We start from the raw sequence: 13,573 nt of genomic DNA, 5'->3' as shown, positions 1-13,573 counted from the left end.
CCTACAAGAGCGGCGGTGTGAGGTAAAGGAAATTGTGGAAAACAATATTCAGGAGCTCCCGAAGCGCGACATAAAGCCGCTGCAAATAGTTGTTTTGTCACGGTTTTGACTTGTCCCCGTTTGCTGTGGAGCCGGCTGTGAATAACGTGGGAGTAGCTGGCTGGAGGCCTTTTAAACCGTGGCCTGCAGGGGTGTGTTCAGTTTTTGATCAAGTGTTTTTGCGCAACTTGAAGACCGCTTTGTCAACCTTTTTGTTCGAGATGAATGTGTGTGGAATCAGCGTGGACAAGCCTGTGGATAAGTCTGTGATTAAACTCTGGAAAGACCCGGCTGAAGGCCGTGGTTACTGGCTTGGCGCCATCGCTGGTTTGACCCGTCAGTCATGAAAATTGCCAGGGGCTACACGGCAGGCTATTGAGGGTCAAGCAAAAAAGTTTCAAAAAGCCGCGCAAAGCCTTGTGGACAGCGGCTCGCAGCTTTTTCACTTGCCCCCAAAGACTGTGGACCGGCCTGTGGATAACGTGCGCGCACATGGCTGCAAGCCAGGCTGGCCGAGGGCTTGCGAGGATTGTTCGTTTTTTGTACAGAAAGTGCGGTTGCCGCTATGGGCAAGGCCGGGCATTCTGCCTGCTGATTTACCATTCCAATGGCTGGCGATCAGCCGAAGCAAGGAGAACACGATGTCCAACACCCTGTTTATTACCGGCGCGACCTCCGGTTTTGGTGAAGCCTGTGCCCGTCGTTTTGCCGACGCTGGCTGGAAATTGGTGCTGACAGGCCGTCGTGAAGAGCGCCTCAATGCGCTGTGCGCCGAGCTGTCGAAGCAGACCGAAGTCCATGGCCTGGTGCTCGATGTGCGTGATCGCAAGGCCATGGAGGAAGCGATTGCCAATCTGCCGCCATCCTTTGCCAAACTGCGTGGGTTGATCAACAACGCCGGGCTGGCCCTGGGTGTCGATCCGGCACCCAAGTGCGACCTGGACGATTGGGACACCATGGTCGACACCAACGTCAAAGGCCTGATGTACAGCACCCGTCTGCTGTTGCCACGCCTGATCGCCCACGGTCGTGGTGCCGGTATCGTCAACCTGGGGTCCATCGCCGGCAACTACCCGTACCCGGGCAGCCACGTGTATGGCGCGACCAAGGCGTTCGTCAAACAGTTCTCCCTGAACCTGCGCTGCGACCTGCAGGGCACAGGCGTACGGGTCAGCAACATCGAGCCGGGCCTGTGCGAGAGCGAGTTCTCGCTGGTGCGTTTTGCCGGTGACCAGGAGCGCTACAACGCCACTTACGCCGGCGCCGAGCCGATCCAGCCGCAAGACATCGCCGAGACCATTTTCTGGGTGCTCAATGCGCCTGCGCATATCAACATCAACAGCCTGGAGCTGATGCCGGTTAGCCAGACCTGGGCCGGGTTTTCGATCGAGCGCAAGTCTTAAGATCGAGTCACGGCCATTCGCGAACAGGCTCGCTCCCACAAGGATTGCACTGTACCTGTGGGAGCGAGCCTGCTCGCGAAGGGGCCGGAACTGGCAGTGCAAGACATCAGCTAGACTCCTCACCCAACAACCCCGCCGCAACCTGCGGTCTAGAGGTTCCAGAGGAGATCCAGTGAGTAATCGAGGCGAGCAGTCACTGCTCAAACAATCGACCTTCCTGATGCTCGCCGTGACATTCGCCGGGATCATCACCGGTTTTGTGTCGGGCGCCCAATCCATCCTGTTCGATGGCTTCTTTTCGTTGATCGCGGCCTTTATCAAGGTCCTGATGCTGATCACCGCCCGGCTGATTGCCAAGGAAAGCAACCAGCGCTTCCAGTTCGGTTCCTGGCACCTGGAACCCATGGTGCTGGTGATCGAAGGTAGCTTCATTTTCCTGGTCGCCATTTACGCCTTTCTCAACGGCGTGTTCGGCATCATCAGTGGAGGCCGCGAGGTCGAACTGGGGCTGGTGATCTTCTACGCGGCGTTCTTCACTGTCGTTGAGCTCATTTACTTTTTCTACGTCCGCCAACGCAATCGCACGCTCAACTCATCGCTGATCCAGTTCGACAACATCAGTTGGCTGGTGGACGCGATGCTGTCGGCGGGCCTGCTGGTGAGTTTCCTCATCGCGCTGCTGCTCAAGACACAGGGGTACGACAAGTGGGCGGTGTATGTCGACCCGATGATCCTGATTCTGCTGGCCTTGGGCATGCTCCCCCCAGCCTTCAAAATCCTCGGGCCGGCCTTGCGCGATGTGTTGGGGATCGTCCCGGATCAACTGGACGACAAGGTTCGTCAGGTGATGGAGGTGGCGAAGGTCGAGCATGGGTTCGACGACTACATTTCCTACGTGCAGAAGCACGGCAGGGCGTGTTTTATCGAGATCCACATCGTATTGCCGAAGGATTACTGGCTGGACGGGGTGGGGCAGCTGGACAGTTTGCGCGAGGAAATTTCAACAAAGCTAGGCGAGCCGGATGCCGCACGATGGCTGACCATCAGCTTTACCGGGGATCGCAAGTGGATTGAGTGACAGCCAGGTGACCTCTTTGAGGTCATTCGCGAGCAGGCTCGCTCCCACATTGAAATGCGATCAACTGTGGGAGCGAGCCTGCTCGCGAAAGCAATCAAACAGTCAGCCGAGATATACCGCCAACCCGCGATAACAGGTCGCCAGGTGGTAGGGCGTGGTCGACGGCATGTCGCGGCGGCTGACTTCACCGTGCTCATCACGACACTCAAACCAGCCTCCTGCGTGCAGCGAACGCTGCTGCAGCGCCTGCAATTGACGCAACACATCCGCTTCGCTGTCCGGACGCAGCGTCAGGGCGCGCAAGTATTCGGCTTGGGCCCATATACGCTGTGTGGCATCCCGGACGCCGCCAGCTGGTTCGAGGTCGAGCATGGCTCGCACCGCACCAGTCTGTTGATCAACACCCAACTGCTCGGTAAAGGCGAAGGCCCTTTCCAGATCGGCATGCAGGGTCGAAGTGCGCAGCAATGCCGAGGATTCCAGCAGGAAATACCACTCGAACTGATGCCCCGGTTCAAACCAGTTATCCACAGACCCCAGCGGCTTTTCCATCAACGCGCCGTGCTGCGGATCGATGAAGCGCGCGTGCATGGCTGTGCATAACTCGATGAGTGCGTGTTGTACGTCGAGATCTTCACGCACCGACAGGGTGGCGAGGAAGGCTTCGGCCAGGTGCATCAGCGGGTTTTGCAAGGGGCCGCTGCCCAGCGATGCCCAGTCGCGGTCGAGCGTGGCTTCGTACAGACCGTCGTCCGTGGCGAAACGCTGCGCGATCACTTCCAGCGAGGCGTTGAGTACCGACTCCACCAGCGGCTCGCGGACCTTGTCCCAGTAATGGGCGCAGGCGAACAGGATGAACGCGTGGGTGTAGAGGTCCTTGCGCTGATCCAGTGGCGCCCCTTGAGCATCGACGCTGTAGAACCAGCCACCGTGCTCGGCATCGTGGAAGTGCCGCTGCAACGAGCGGAACAAGGCGGCGGCACGCTCTTCGGCGCCCGGCACCTGACCGATCAGGCTGGCAAACAGATACAACTGCCGCGCACAGGCCATGGCCCGGTAGCGTTGCGGTGGCAGCGGTTGGTGTTCGGCATCCAGCGCCTCGTAGGGCAACGCCATGTCGGCATTCCAGCCCGGACCTTGCCAGAGCGGCACGATGACGTTCAGGAAGTGCTGTTGCACCGAAGCGAACAGGGCGGTCAATTCAGGCTGGGAGGCGGAGCGGGAAACAGGTGGCATTGGCTGGCGTCGTCACGGCAGGGGCGATTGCGCGACATGTTAGCAGAGAGGTCGGCCTGAGAGAGGCTGTGTCTGTCAGGCCGCTTTCGCGAGCAGGCTCGCTGCCACAAGGGATCGTAGTACACGGGACCCATGTGGGAGCGAGCCTGCTCGCGATGGGGCCATCACAGGCGACAAAAAATCAACCCGCCAACAACCACACCCCGGTCGCCGCCGAAGCCGCGCCCGCCAGTCGTACCAGCGGTGCCGCTGCCTGTGGCAACACCCGCACCAGCGCATAACCCGCCGCATGCAACACCGCCGTCGCTGCGACAAAGCCTGCAGCATAGGTCCAGGGACTCGACATCTCCGGCAGTTCCAGCCCATGTGCCACACCATGAAATAGCGCAAACAACGCTGTCGCACCCACCGCCATCACCAGCGGTGGACGCACAGCCAGCGCCACCACCAGCCCCAAGGCCAATACGGAAGCGGCAATCCCGCTCTCCAGTGCAGGCAGGTTCATTCCTTCAAAGCCCAGCATCCCGCCAATCAGCAGGGTCCCGACGAAGGTGCATGGCAGCGCCCAGCGCGCAGCACCTTGTTGCTGTGCGGCCCACAGGCCGACCGCGAGCATCGCCAGCAGGTGATCGAGACCGCCAAGCGGATGGCTGATACCGGTGATCAAGCCATTGTCGCCGTGCCCCGGATGGGCGAGGGCAAGGGCTGGCGTCAGCAGCAGGGCCAGGGCGCCCAGAATGCGTTTCAGTGTCATGGAAAGCTTCCTTGTTGAAGGGGTGATCAGGCCGCGGTCAGCAAGCCCTGGCGTTCGATGAAGGCGATGATCTGTTCCAGACCCTGGCCGGTTTTCTGGTTGCTGAAGACAAATGGCTTGCCGTTGCGCATGCGCTGGGTGTCGCTGTTCATCATCTCCAGCGAGGCACCGACCAGCGGCGCCAGGTCGATCTTGTTGATCACCAGCAGGTCGGATTTGCAGATCCCCGGCCCACCCTTGCGCGGCAGCTTGTCGCCAGCGGAGACGTCGATCACGTAGATCGTCAGGTCGGACAGTTCCGGGCTGAAGGTCGCGGAGAGGTTGTCGCCACCGGACTCCACGAGAATCAGGTCCAGCCCCGGAAAACGGCGATTGAGTTGATCCACGGCTTCAAGGTTGATCGAAGCGTCTTCGCGGATGGCCGTGTGCGGGCAGCCGCCGGTTTCCACGCCGATGATGCGTTCCGGTGCCAGGGCTTCGTTGCGCACCAGGAAGTCGGCGTCTTCGCGGGTGTAGATGTCGTTGGTCACCACGGCCAGGTTGTAGCGCTCGCGCAGGGCCAGGCACAGGGCCAGGGTCAGGGCGGTTTTGCCGGAACCGACCGGGCCGCCGATGCCCACGCGCAGAGGTTGAGTGTTCATGTGATTCTCCAAAATAACAGGCCCTAGGAACGGAACAGACGGCTGTACTGGCGCTCATGGGCCATACACGCCAGGGACAGGCCGAAAGCGGCGCTGCCGTAGTGATCGGGATCGATTCGGGTGGCGCTCTGTTGCGCCTGTTGAAGCAGCGGCAACAGTTCGCTGGTCAGGCGTTGGGCGGCTTGCTGACCCAGTGGCAAGGTCTTCATCAGCACCGCCAACTGGTTTTCCAGCCAGCTCCATAGCCACGCAGCCAATGCGTCCTGGGGGCTGATCTGCCAGGCGCGCGCGGCCAAGGCCCAACCCAGAGCCAGATGGGGCTCGCTGCGTTGTTCGAGGAAGGCACGGGCGGGGGTGTCGAGTTCCGGCAAGCCGTTGAGCAATTGCTGCAACGAGTAACCCATCTGCCGGCTTTCCTGATGCAGCTCGCGGGTTTCGCGACTGGCGCGGTGTTCCTCGCAGCGTTGCAGCAATTGGCCCCAGTTGTCCTCGCTGGCGGCCACGCAATGGGCAAGCAGCAACGGTGCTTCGAAGCGTGCCAGATTCAACAGCAACTGATCGCTGATCCAGCGTCGCGCACTGTCGGGGTCGCTTACCCGGCCGTTATCCACAGCCATTTCCAGCCCTTGGGAGTAGCTGTAGCCGCCAATCGGCAATTGCGGGCTGGCCAGGCGCAGCAGCGCCCAGGCCGGGTTCATGGGCGTACGCCGAACTGGTGCAGTTTCGGCGCGTAGTTGAAGTCTTCATCGCCGTGGCGCGAATGATGATGGCCACCGCCGTAGGCGCCATGTTCCGGCTGGAACGGTGCTTCGATGTGCGAGGCAATGGCACCGAGTTGTTCGAGCATGGCCTTGAGCACGTAGTCGTCGAGCAGTCGTAACCAGCCGTCGCCGACTTGCAGGGCGACATGGCGGTTGCCCAGGTGATAGGCCGCGCGGGTCAGTTCGAAGGCATTGGCGCAGGTGACGTGCAGCAGTTGTTCGGGGCGGGCGCAGACACGCACGATCCGCCCGTCTTCGGCTTGCAGGCATTCGCCGTCATGCAGCGGCGGTTGGCCACGCTCCAAAAACAACCCGACGTCTTCGCCCTCGGCACTGAAACAGCGCAAACGACTTTTGCTGCGGGCTTCGAACGTCAGGTGCAGTTCAGCGGCCCAAACGGGTTGAGGCTCGATTCTGCGATGAATCACCAGCATCGGAAGGCTTCCAGCAATGGACGATGCTCAGGCTAGAGCAAGGGGCTTGCCAATCGACATGATGCGTAGGAAATGGCTGACGGACGCGTAGGAGGGGTATCGATTGAGTAAGTTTTTTGGTTGAAGTTGGTGCGCTGGTTTTTTACTGCGCACCAATTTAAGGCGGATTTTGATTTTTGTGGGAGCGAGCCTGCTCGCGATAGCGGTGTGCCTGTTACATGGATGTTGAATGTGTCGATGCCATCGCGAGCAGGCTCGCTCCCACAGGGTCTTGATCCAGACTGAAGGTTAAGGGTTACTCGGTGCTGCCGAGCCCTTGCCAGTGCTTGAGGCCGATAAAGATAAACCGCAGCTGCTGGGTGATTTTTGCCTGGGGCGTCAGGTGCTCTGGCAAGGCCTCGGCGGGCGGATCGATGATGTCCGGCAGGGTGGCGAACACGCTTTTGACGATCAGATCCGCCATGACGCTCAGGTCGGCGATGTCCAGGTGCTGCAGTTTCGGCATCAGTGACAAATCCGCCGCCAGGTCCGAACTGATGCCTTCACGCAGACGGCCAATGGCCTGGCGCACCGGCAGCGAACCGCCGTATTGCTCGCGGGCGAGAAACAGGAACTGCGAGCGGTTGGCGCTGACCACGTCGAGAAAAATCCGCACCGAGGCATCGATGATGCCGCCCATCACGAATTCGTTGTGCCGTACCAGGCGAATGGTTTCGCGAAAGGTCTGGCCGACTTCGCTGACCAGCACCAGGCCCAGTTCATCCATATCGGCAAAATGGCGGTAGAAACCGGTCGGTACGATGCCGGCGGTTTTCGCGACTTCACGCAGGCTCAGGCTGCCGAATCCTCGGCCGCCGTCCATCAGGCGCCGGGCAGCGTCCATCAGGGCATTACGGGTCTGTTGTTTCTGTTCGGCGCGGGGCAGCATCGCAAGGGCGTTTTCTGGACAGGGACGCGGCGCACTCTAGCAAATCGGCTTTGCCGGCGTCGAACGACAGTGAGGGATCAAGCGGGGAAGTGCGTTATCTATCAAGCGCAGTGCTGAAAAGTCAAAAGCCCAATCCGTGGATTGGGCTTTTTTTCTGGGCGGCCATGGGGCTTAGCTCAGAGCGCTGTTGCGTTCGAACACACGGTCACCACCGCCTTCAGCGAGGGTTTGACCTTGTGGAGTGCGATCCGAACCATCAGCGGCCAGGGTTTGACCTTGTGGGGTGCGATCCGAACCATCGGCAGCCAGGGTCTGGCCTTGTGGGGTGCGATCCGAACCGTCGGCAGCCAGGGTCTGGCCTTGTGGGGTGCGATCCGAACCATCAGCGGCGAGGGTCTGGCCTTGTGGGGTGCGATCCGAACCATCGGCAGCCAGGGTCTGGCCTTGTGGAGTACGGTCCGAGCCATCCTGAGTGATCAGGCCTTTTTCTTTCAGACGATCATTACCGCCTTCGGCAAGGGTTTGACCCTGAGGAGTACGGTCGGAGCCATCGGCGGCGACGGTCTGGCTGAACACCGAGTGGTCTTGTTTCACTTGTGGGGTGGCCTGGTCAGCGGCTGGCAGGGCAAAAGCAGTGCTGGCCAGCATCGAGAGTGAAAGGCTAAGCAGTAATTGGCGTTTCATGATTGTTGTGCTCCTCGGGGGTGCGAAAAAGTGGGTACGAGGGCAATGCTACTCTCGATAAATCGATATAAAAGTTCATAAACGCAATGGTAATAATCAACGGAATTGATTGTTTGCTGGGGAGGCTCTAGACCGGGCGTTTCCGGCGAGTTGTCTTGCACCGGTTTGGGTATTTTCGACCCATCTTTGACGTGTAAAAGTGCGGGGCCGGTAACGCTGTTCGACTGATGGGTCAGTATCGGACTGGCTGAATTCGGCGAAATCGGTCTATCGATTAAACCTGCCGGGTTTTTATCAGTCGTAGACTTCATGGCGAGCCGCTTCCGGCTCACCGTTTCACCTGTGCGTCGCAGTCGGGGCGCTCAGTCGTATCAGGAGCCCTGTGCAATGACGCGCACCCAAAAGACGTTTGTCTGGACCCTTTCCACCTTCCTTACCTTGTTGGCGTTGCTGGTGCTGATCATCGTGTTCTTCGACTGGAACCGGATCAAACCGCCGCTCAATGCCAAGGTTTCCGAAGAGCTGCACCGCGCTTTTGCCATCAACGGTAATCTGTCGGTGGTCTGGCAGACCGAGCCCGATGAAAGCGGCTGGCGCGCTTGGGTGCCTTGGCCTCATGTGGTGGCCGAGGACATCAGCCTGGGCAACCCGGACTGGTCGAAGCAACCGCAGATGGCCACTCTCAAGCGTGTCGAGTTGCGCATTTCACCCCTGGCTTTGCTGGCGCAGCGGGTAGTGATCCCGCGTATCGACCTCGCCGAGCCGAATGCGCAACTGCAACGCCTGGCTGACGGACGCGCCAACTGGACGTTCAAATTCGACCCCAAAGACCCGAACGCCGAGCCTTCCAGTTGGGTGGTGGATATCGGGGCGATCGGCTTCGACAAGGGCCACGTCACCCTCGACGACCAGAGCCTGAAGACGCAGCTCGATGTGCTGATCGATCCGTTGGGCAAGCCGATTCCGTTCAGCGATATCGTCGGCGACAAAGCGGCGAAAGCCGCGCAGGAAAAGGGCTCGTCACCCCAGGATTATGCGTTCGCCCTCAAGGTCAACGGCCAGTACCACGGCCAGAAACTCGCGGGCCAGGGCAAGATTGGCGGGTTGTTGGCGCTGCAGGACGCGGCACGCCCGTTTCCGCTTCAGGCACAGGTGAAGATCGCCGATTCCAGCGTCGAACTGGCTGGCACCCTGACCGATCCGCTGAATCTCGGCGCCCTGGACCTGCGCCTGAAATTGGCCGGCACCAGCCTGGGCAACCTCTACCCGCTGACCGGCGTGATCCTGCCAGACACGCCACCCTATGCCACCGACGGCCATCTGATCGCCAAGTTGCACGAACCGGGTGGCGCGGTGTTCCGCTATGAGGAATTCAACGGCAAGATCGGCGAGAGTGACATCCACGGCAGTCTGACTTACGTGGCCAGCCAGCCACGGCCAAAACTCAGCGGCTCGCTGTTGTCCAATCAATTGCTGTTCGCTGACCTGGCGCCGCTGATTGGCGCCGATTCCAACGCCAAACAGAAGGCCCGTGGCGGTGACAGCAAACAACCGGCGGACAAAGTGCTGCCGGTCGAAGAGTTCAAGACAGATCGCTGGCGCGATATGGACGCCGATGTCGAGTTCACCGGCAAGCGCATCGTGCACAGCGAAAAATTGCCATTCAACGACCTCTATACCCATCTGGTGCTCACCGATGGCGTGCTCAGCCTCGAACCGCTGCGCTTCGGCGTGGCCGGCGGCAAGCTGGACGCGCAGATTCGCCTGAACGGCCACACCGATCCCCTGGAAGGCCACGCGAGGCTTACGGCGAGGGGCTTCAAGCTCAAACAGTTGTTCCCCGGCTTTGAGCCGATGAAGACCAGTTTTGGCGAGCTCAATGGCGACGCAGATATCAGCGGGCGCGGCAATTCGGTGGCCAGGCTGCTGGGCAGCGCCAATGGCAATCTGAAAATGCTGATCAACGATGGCGCCATCAGTCGCGAATTGATGGAGCTGGCAGGCCTGAACGTCGGCAACTATGTGGTTGGCAAGATCTTTGGCGACAAGGAAGTGAAGATCAACTGCGCGGCCGCCGACTTCGGTATCCAGTCCGGCCTGGCCACCACCCGGCTGTTCGTATTCGACACCGAGAACGCCATCGTCTACATCGACGGCACCGCTAACATGGCGACGGAACAACTGGACCTGACCATCACCCCGGAATCCAAGGGCTGGCGCCTGATTTCATTGCGTTCGCCGCTGTATGTGCGTGGCAAGTTCATCAAGCCCGATGCCGGGGTCAAGGCCGTGCCGTTGATGCTGCGCGGCGCCGGAATGGTGGCGCTGGGGGTGATTGCCGCGCCGGCGGCAGGATTGCTGGCGCTGGTGGCACCGAGCGGTGGTGAACCGAATCAATGCGCACCGTTGCTGGAACAGATGAAGTCGGGCAAGGCGCCTGTCACCGTCAAACCGGGTAAATAATCGGGTGGCTGTAGGGGCCCCATCGCGAGCAGGCTCGCTCCTACAGGGGATCTGTGCATACAGGGTTATTGTGCGAGCTTGCTCGCGATGGCGGCCTGACAGGCGCAACCATTCTCACGCCAGAGCATGCCCCGACGCCAACGCCTCTTCACGCAGCCACGCAAAAAACGCCCGAACCGGTGGATGGCGTTCGCGTCCCGGCACGCACAGTGCGCTGTAGCCGGCGCCATCGACCTGGATGTCTCCCCGGTACGGCAACAAAAGGCCGCTGGCCACGCTTTCCGACACCAGAATATTGCTTGCCAGCACCAGACCCTGCCCGGCAATGGCCGCTTGCAGGGCGTAATGCTCTTCGTCGTATTCGCGCACCGCTGGCCGACCGCTCAGCCAGGTTTCGCCCGATTGCGCGCACCAGGCCTCCCAGCCGTGGGCGTAGAGTCTGGAGTTGTGCCAGCGCACGCTGATCAGCGTCGGGGCACGATTCAACGCCAGCGCCACTTGTTCGGGCGAACCGTAGACACCGAAGGACTCATCGAACAGGCACTGGCCGTACAGGTTGGGGTAATTGTCGAGGCTGTAGCGCAGCACCAGATCGACACTGGCGTCCTGATGCAAATCGATGACTTCGCAGTGGGTGTCGAGGCGCACGTTGATGTTCGGGTGCCGGGCATAGAAGCGTCCCAACCGAGGCACCAGCCACAGTGCGGCGAAGGCCGCGGTGGTGGAGACCGTCAAGTTCGCGCCGCTGCGCTGCGGGCGCAGGGTATCGACACTTTGCGCCACTTCGAGGAACGCCCCGTGCAGGCTCTGGAACAGCCGTTCGCCGCATTCGGTCAGGCGCACCTGGCGTGGCAGGCGTTCGAACAGCGGCACGCCGAGCCAGCTTTCCAGGGAGCGGATCTGATGGGACACCGCCGTCGGGGTGACGGCCAGTTCTTCGGCGGCGGCCTTGAAACTCAACAGGCGTGAGGCGGATTCGAAGGCGCGCAGGGCGGTCAAGGGCAGCGAGGCGAACATTGAAAACTCCACAGGTGAAATAGATTCACCTTGGCTGATTTTTACTCATTTGAAGGGGTGCAGCCGCGAGCTTCAAGCTGCAAGCCACAAGCCGTTCGAGTTTAGTCCCTGAGGAGGTTCAGATGAGTAAAATTCTTGCCGTTCATGCCAGCCCCCGTGGCGATCGTTCGCATTCCCGGCGTTTGGCCGAAGTGTTTCTGACGGCCTGGCAGGCCCGTCATCCACACTCGCCACTGACCCGACGCGAAGTCGGTCGGGCGCTGATCCCGCCGGTCAACGAGGCATTCGTGGCCGCCGCGTTTTACCCCGAGCCCGACGCTCGGCCACTGTCGATGCAGGCCGATCTGGCGTTCAGCGACGAACTGGTCGGCGAACTGCTCGGCCATGATGTGCTGGTGATTTCCACACCGATGCACAACTTCAGCGTTCCCAGCGGCTTGAAGGCCTGGATCGATCAGATCGTGCGGGTGGGGGTGACCTTCGATCACACCCTGGACAATGGCGTGGCCCAGTACGAGCCATTGGTGCAGGGCAAAAAAGCCCTGATCATCACCAGCCGTGGCGGCTTCGGTTTTGGCCCGGGCGGCGAGCTGGAAGCCATGAACCATGCCGACACGCTACTGCGCACGGTGCTCGGATTCATCGGCATCACCGATGTCACAGTGGTCGCTGCCGAGGGCGAGGAGTCCGCCGAGCGCAGCTTTGAGATCTCTGCCGCCGAGGCTGAGCAGCGCTTGCTGGCGCTGGCCGGGGAGTTCTAGATGGCCTGGCTTTTTCTGCTGGTCGCCGCCGGGTTCGAAGTCACCTTCGCCATGGGCATGAAATACGCCGAGGGCTTCACCCGGCTCTGGCCTTCGCTGATCACGGTGGTGGCCGCTGTGGGCGGGATCTACTTCCTGACCCTGGCCATGCGCGAGTTACCCGTGAGCATTGCGTACCCGATCTGGACCGCCATCGGATCGCTAGGCACGGTGTTTCTCGGGTTCGCGCTGCTGGGGGAAAGCCTGAGCGTGATCAAGCTGGTCTCGGTCGGGCTGATCGTGGCGGGCGTGGCGGGGTTGAAGTAGGGCGGATGACATAGACTTGTCGTCGAGTTGTCATCTTCGCTGGCGATGCTTGGCGGATGTCTTGCATTGCGCCTTGCGTCACCACCCGACCACAAGGATGTCCACCCATGTCGCAAGGTTCTGCCCCGCGCTACCCGCTGGTGCTGGTCCCGGGAATGCTCGGGTTCATCCGCTTGGTGCTTTATCCGTACTGGTACGGGATCGTCGAGGCGCTGCGTCGTGGTGGGGCCGTGGTGTTCGCCGTGCAGGTCTCGCCGCTTAATTCGAACGAAGTACGCGGCGAGCAATTGCTGGCACGTATCGACGAAATCCTGCGGGAAACCGGGGCCGACAAGGTCAACCTGATAGGCCATAGCCAGGGCTCGCTGACCGCTCGTTACGCCGCGGCCAAGCGTCCGGACCTGGTGGCGTCGGTGACCTCGGTGGCGGGGCCGAACCATGGTTCGGAGCTTGCCGATTATCTGCACAAGCATTACCCCCATGACAGCGTCCGTGGTCATCTGCTCTGTTTTTTGCTGCGGATGGTCAGCGCGCTGATGGGGTGGCTGGATACCGGTTACCGCGGGCCGAAGCTGCCGGTGGATATCCATGCGTCCCATCTCTCCCTCACCAGCGCTGGTGTGGCGCTGTTCAACCGGCGTTATCCACAGGGCTTGCCCGAAACCTGGGGCGGTCACGGGCCGGAAGAGGTCAACGGCGTGCGTTATTACTCCTGGTCCGGCACCTTGCAGCCGGGCATTACCGATCGCGGGCGCAATCTGCTGGACGGTACCAACCGCAGTTGCCGGTTATTCGCTAAAACCTTCGTCCGTGAAGCCGGGCATTGCGACGGCATGGTCGGGCGCTACAGCTCGCACCTGGGCACGGTGATTGGCGATGAGTATCCGCTGGATCACTTCGATATCGTCAACCAGTCGCTGGGGCTGGTGGGCAAGGGGGCAGAGCCGGTCCGTTTGTTTGTCGAGCATGCGGCGCGACTGCAAGCGGCGGGTCTATAAGATCAAAAGATCGCAGCCTGCGGCAGCTCCTACAGGGGAACGCATTCCAACTGTAGGAGCTGCCGAAGGC

15 protein-coding genes are annotated in these 13,573 nt (G+C 60.9%); 7 read left to right on the top strand and 8 right to left on the bottom strand.

The features are described from left to right. The first annotated feature begins 137 nt into the window (after window positions 1-137). From CD175_RS30230 to CD175_RS30220, 3 genes are all read left to right on the top strand, one after another. A complete protein-coding gene (locus CD175_RS30230) occupies window positions 138-386 on the top strand; it encodes a hypothetical protein (RefSeq protein WP_167399561.1) in 249 nt (82 codons plus the stop codon). A gap of 294 nt (window positions 387-680) precedes the next feature. Next, window positions 681-1,442, top strand: a complete 762-nt coding sequence (locus CD175_RS30225; RefSeq protein ID WP_104451541.1) for an SDR family oxidoreductase — start codon at window positions 681-683, stop codon at window positions 1,440-1,442. A 172-nt stretch (window positions 1,443-1,614) separates the two neighbouring features. Continuing rightward, the gene (locus CD175_RS30220; RefSeq protein WP_104451540.1) at window positions 1,615-2,520 is read left to right on the top strand and encodes a cation diffusion facilitator family transporter; all 906 of its coding nucleotides are present in this window, start codon (window positions 1,615-1,617) and stop codon (window positions 2,518-2,520) included. A gap of 102 nt (window positions 2,521-2,622) precedes the next feature. Here CD175_RS30220 and CD175_RS30215 read toward each other — a convergent pair whose 3' ends face one another. The 7 genes from CD175_RS30215 to CD175_RS30180 all read right to left on the bottom strand — a co-directional run bounded on the left by CD175_RS30215 (window position 2,623) and on the right by CD175_RS30180 (window position 7,958). Next, the gene (locus CD175_RS30215) at window positions 2,623-3,756 is read right to left on the bottom strand and encodes an AGE family epimerase/isomerase (RefSeq protein ID WP_104451539.1); all 1,134 of its coding nucleotides are present in this window, start codon (window positions 3,754-3,756) and stop codon (window positions 2,623-2,625) included. 181 nt (window positions 3,757-3,937) lie between these two features. Further along, on the bottom strand, window positions 3,938-4,510 hold the full coding sequence (locus tag CD175_RS30205; RefSeq protein ID WP_104451537.1) for a HupE/UreJ family protein: 573 nt from the start codon (window positions 4,508-4,510) through the stop codon (window positions 3,938-3,940). A gap of 26 nt (window positions 4,511-4,536) precedes the next feature. Next, window positions 4,537-5,151, bottom strand: coding sequence for an urease accessory protein UreG (gene ureG / locus CD175_RS30200; RefSeq protein ID WP_007979691.1), 615 nt, complete (start codon window positions 5,149-5,151; stop codon window positions 4,537-4,539). 23 nt (window positions 5,152-5,174) lie between these two features. After that, window positions 5,175-5,849 (bottom strand): urease accessory protein UreF, encoded by a 675-nt coding sequence (locus CD175_RS30195; protein WP_104451536.1) that lies wholly within the window; start codon window positions 5,847-5,849, stop codon window positions 5,175-5,177. Beyond that, window positions 5,846-6,346 carry an urease accessory protein UreE gene (gene ureE / locus CD175_RS30190; RefSeq protein ID WP_104451535.1) on the bottom strand — a complete coding sequence of 167 codons (501 nt, stop codon included), beginning with the start codon at window positions 6,344-6,346 and terminating at the stop codon, window positions 5,846-5,848. Before ureE ends, CD175_RS30195 begins: the two co-directional genes overlap by 4 nt. A gap of 295 nt (window positions 6,347-6,641) precedes the next feature. Next, a complete protein-coding gene (locus CD175_RS30185) occupies window positions 6,642-7,274 on the bottom strand; it encodes a TetR family transcriptional regulator (protein ID WP_007979686.1) in 633 nt (210 codons plus the stop codon). A 171-nt stretch (window positions 7,275-7,445) separates the two neighbouring features. Beyond that, window positions 7,446-7,958, bottom strand: a complete 513-nt coding sequence (locus CD175_RS30180; protein WP_104451534.1) for a hypothetical protein — start codon at window positions 7,956-7,958, stop codon at window positions 7,446-7,448. Between the two features lie 387 nt (window positions 7,959-8,345). On the opposite strand from CD175_RS30180, the gene CD175_RS30175 reads away from it, so the two are divergent. Continuing rightward, a complete protein-coding gene (locus CD175_RS30175; protein ID WP_104451533.1) occupies window positions 8,346-10,421 on the top strand; it encodes an AsmA family protein in 2,076 nt (691 codons plus the stop codon). A 114-nt stretch (window positions 10,422-10,535) separates the two neighbouring features. Here CD175_RS30175 and CD175_RS30170 read toward each other — a convergent pair whose 3' ends face one another. Beyond that, a complete protein-coding gene (locus tag CD175_RS30170) occupies window positions 10,536-11,450 on the bottom strand; it encodes a LysR substrate-binding domain-containing protein (protein ID WP_167399560.1) in 915 nt (304 codons plus the stop codon). A 110-nt stretch (window positions 11,451-11,560) separates the two neighbouring features. Here CD175_RS30170 and CD175_RS30165 point away from each other — a divergent pair, with 110 nt between their 5' ends. The 3 genes from CD175_RS30165 to CD175_RS30155 all read left to right on the top strand — a co-directional run bounded on the left by CD175_RS30165 (window position 11,561) and on the right by CD175_RS30155 (window position 13,503). Beyond that, window positions 11,561-12,199: an FMN-dependent NADH-azoreductase gene (locus CD175_RS30165; RefSeq protein ID WP_104451531.1), complete on the top strand. Its 639-nt coding sequence runs from the start codon at window positions 11,561-11,563 to the stop codon at window positions 12,197-12,199. After that, window positions 12,200-12,505, top strand: coding sequence for a DMT family transporter (locus CD175_RS30160; RefSeq protein ID WP_095964730.1), 306 nt, complete (start codon window positions 12,200-12,202; stop codon window positions 12,503-12,505). It begins immediately after the preceding gene. A 107-nt stretch (window positions 12,506-12,612) separates the two neighbouring features. Continuing rightward, window positions 12,613-13,503, top strand: a complete 891-nt coding sequence (locus tag CD175_RS30155) for an esterase/lipase family protein (RefSeq protein WP_104451530.1) — start codon at window positions 12,613-12,615, stop codon at window positions 13,501-13,503. Window positions 13,504-13,573 lie beyond the last annotated feature (70 nt).

Origin of the sequence: Pseudomonas laurylsulfatiphila (assembly GCF_002934665.1) — a bacterium.
GTDB lineage: Bacteria > Pseudomonadota > Gammaproteobacteria > Pseudomonadales > Pseudomonadaceae > Aquipseudomonas > Aquipseudomonas laurylsulfatiphila.
Note: the sequence above shows the minus strand (reverse complement) of the source record. Positions and strands in the feature narration are given on the sequence as shown.

Coding starts and splice junctions, on each gene's coding strand:
- CD175_RS30185 (WP_007979686.1), bottom strand. CDS start 7,274: ATGCTGCCCCGCGCCGAACAGAAACAACAGACCCGTAATGCCCTGATG.
- ureG (WP_007979691.1), bottom strand. CDS start 5,151: ATGAACACTCAACCTCTGCGCGTGGGCATCGGCGGCCCGGTCGGTTCC.
- CD175_RS30155 (WP_104451530.1), top strand. CDS start 12,613: ATGTCGCAAGGTTCTGCCCCGCGCTACCCGCTGGTGCTGGTCCCGGGA.
- ureE (WP_104451535.1), bottom strand. CDS start 6,346: ATGCTGGTGATTCATCGCAGAATCGAGCCTCAACCCGTTTGGGCCGCT.
- CD175_RS30165 (WP_104451531.1), top strand. CDS start 11,561: ATGAGTAAAATTCTTGCCGTTCATGCCAGCCCCCGTGGCGATCGTTCG.
- CD175_RS30215 (WP_104451539.1), bottom strand. CDS start 3,756: ATGCCACCTGTTTCCCGCTCCGCCTCCCAGCCTGAATTGACCGCCCTG.
- CD175_RS30175 (WP_104451533.1), top strand. CDS start 8,346: ATGACGCGCACCCAAAAGACGTTTGTCTGGACCCTTTCCACCTTCCTT.
- CD175_RS30205 (WP_104451537.1), bottom strand. CDS start 4,510: ATGACACTGAAACGCATTCTGGGCGCCCTGGCCCTGCTGCTGACGCCA.
- CD175_RS30180 (WP_104451534.1), bottom strand. CDS start 7,958: ATGAAACGCCAATTACTGCTTAGCCTTTCACTCTCGATGCTGGCCAGC.
- CD175_RS30195 (WP_104451536.1), bottom strand. CDS start 5,849: ATGAACCCGGCCTGGGCGCTGCTGCGCCTGGCCAGCCCGCAATTGCCG.
- CD175_RS30160 (WP_095964730.1), top strand. CDS start 12,200: ATGGCCTGGCTTTTTCTGCTGGTCGCCGCCGGGTTCGAAGTCACCTTC.
- CD175_RS30225 (WP_104451541.1), top strand. CDS start 681: ATGTCCAACACCCTGTTTATTACCGGCGCGACCTCCGGTTTTGGTGAA.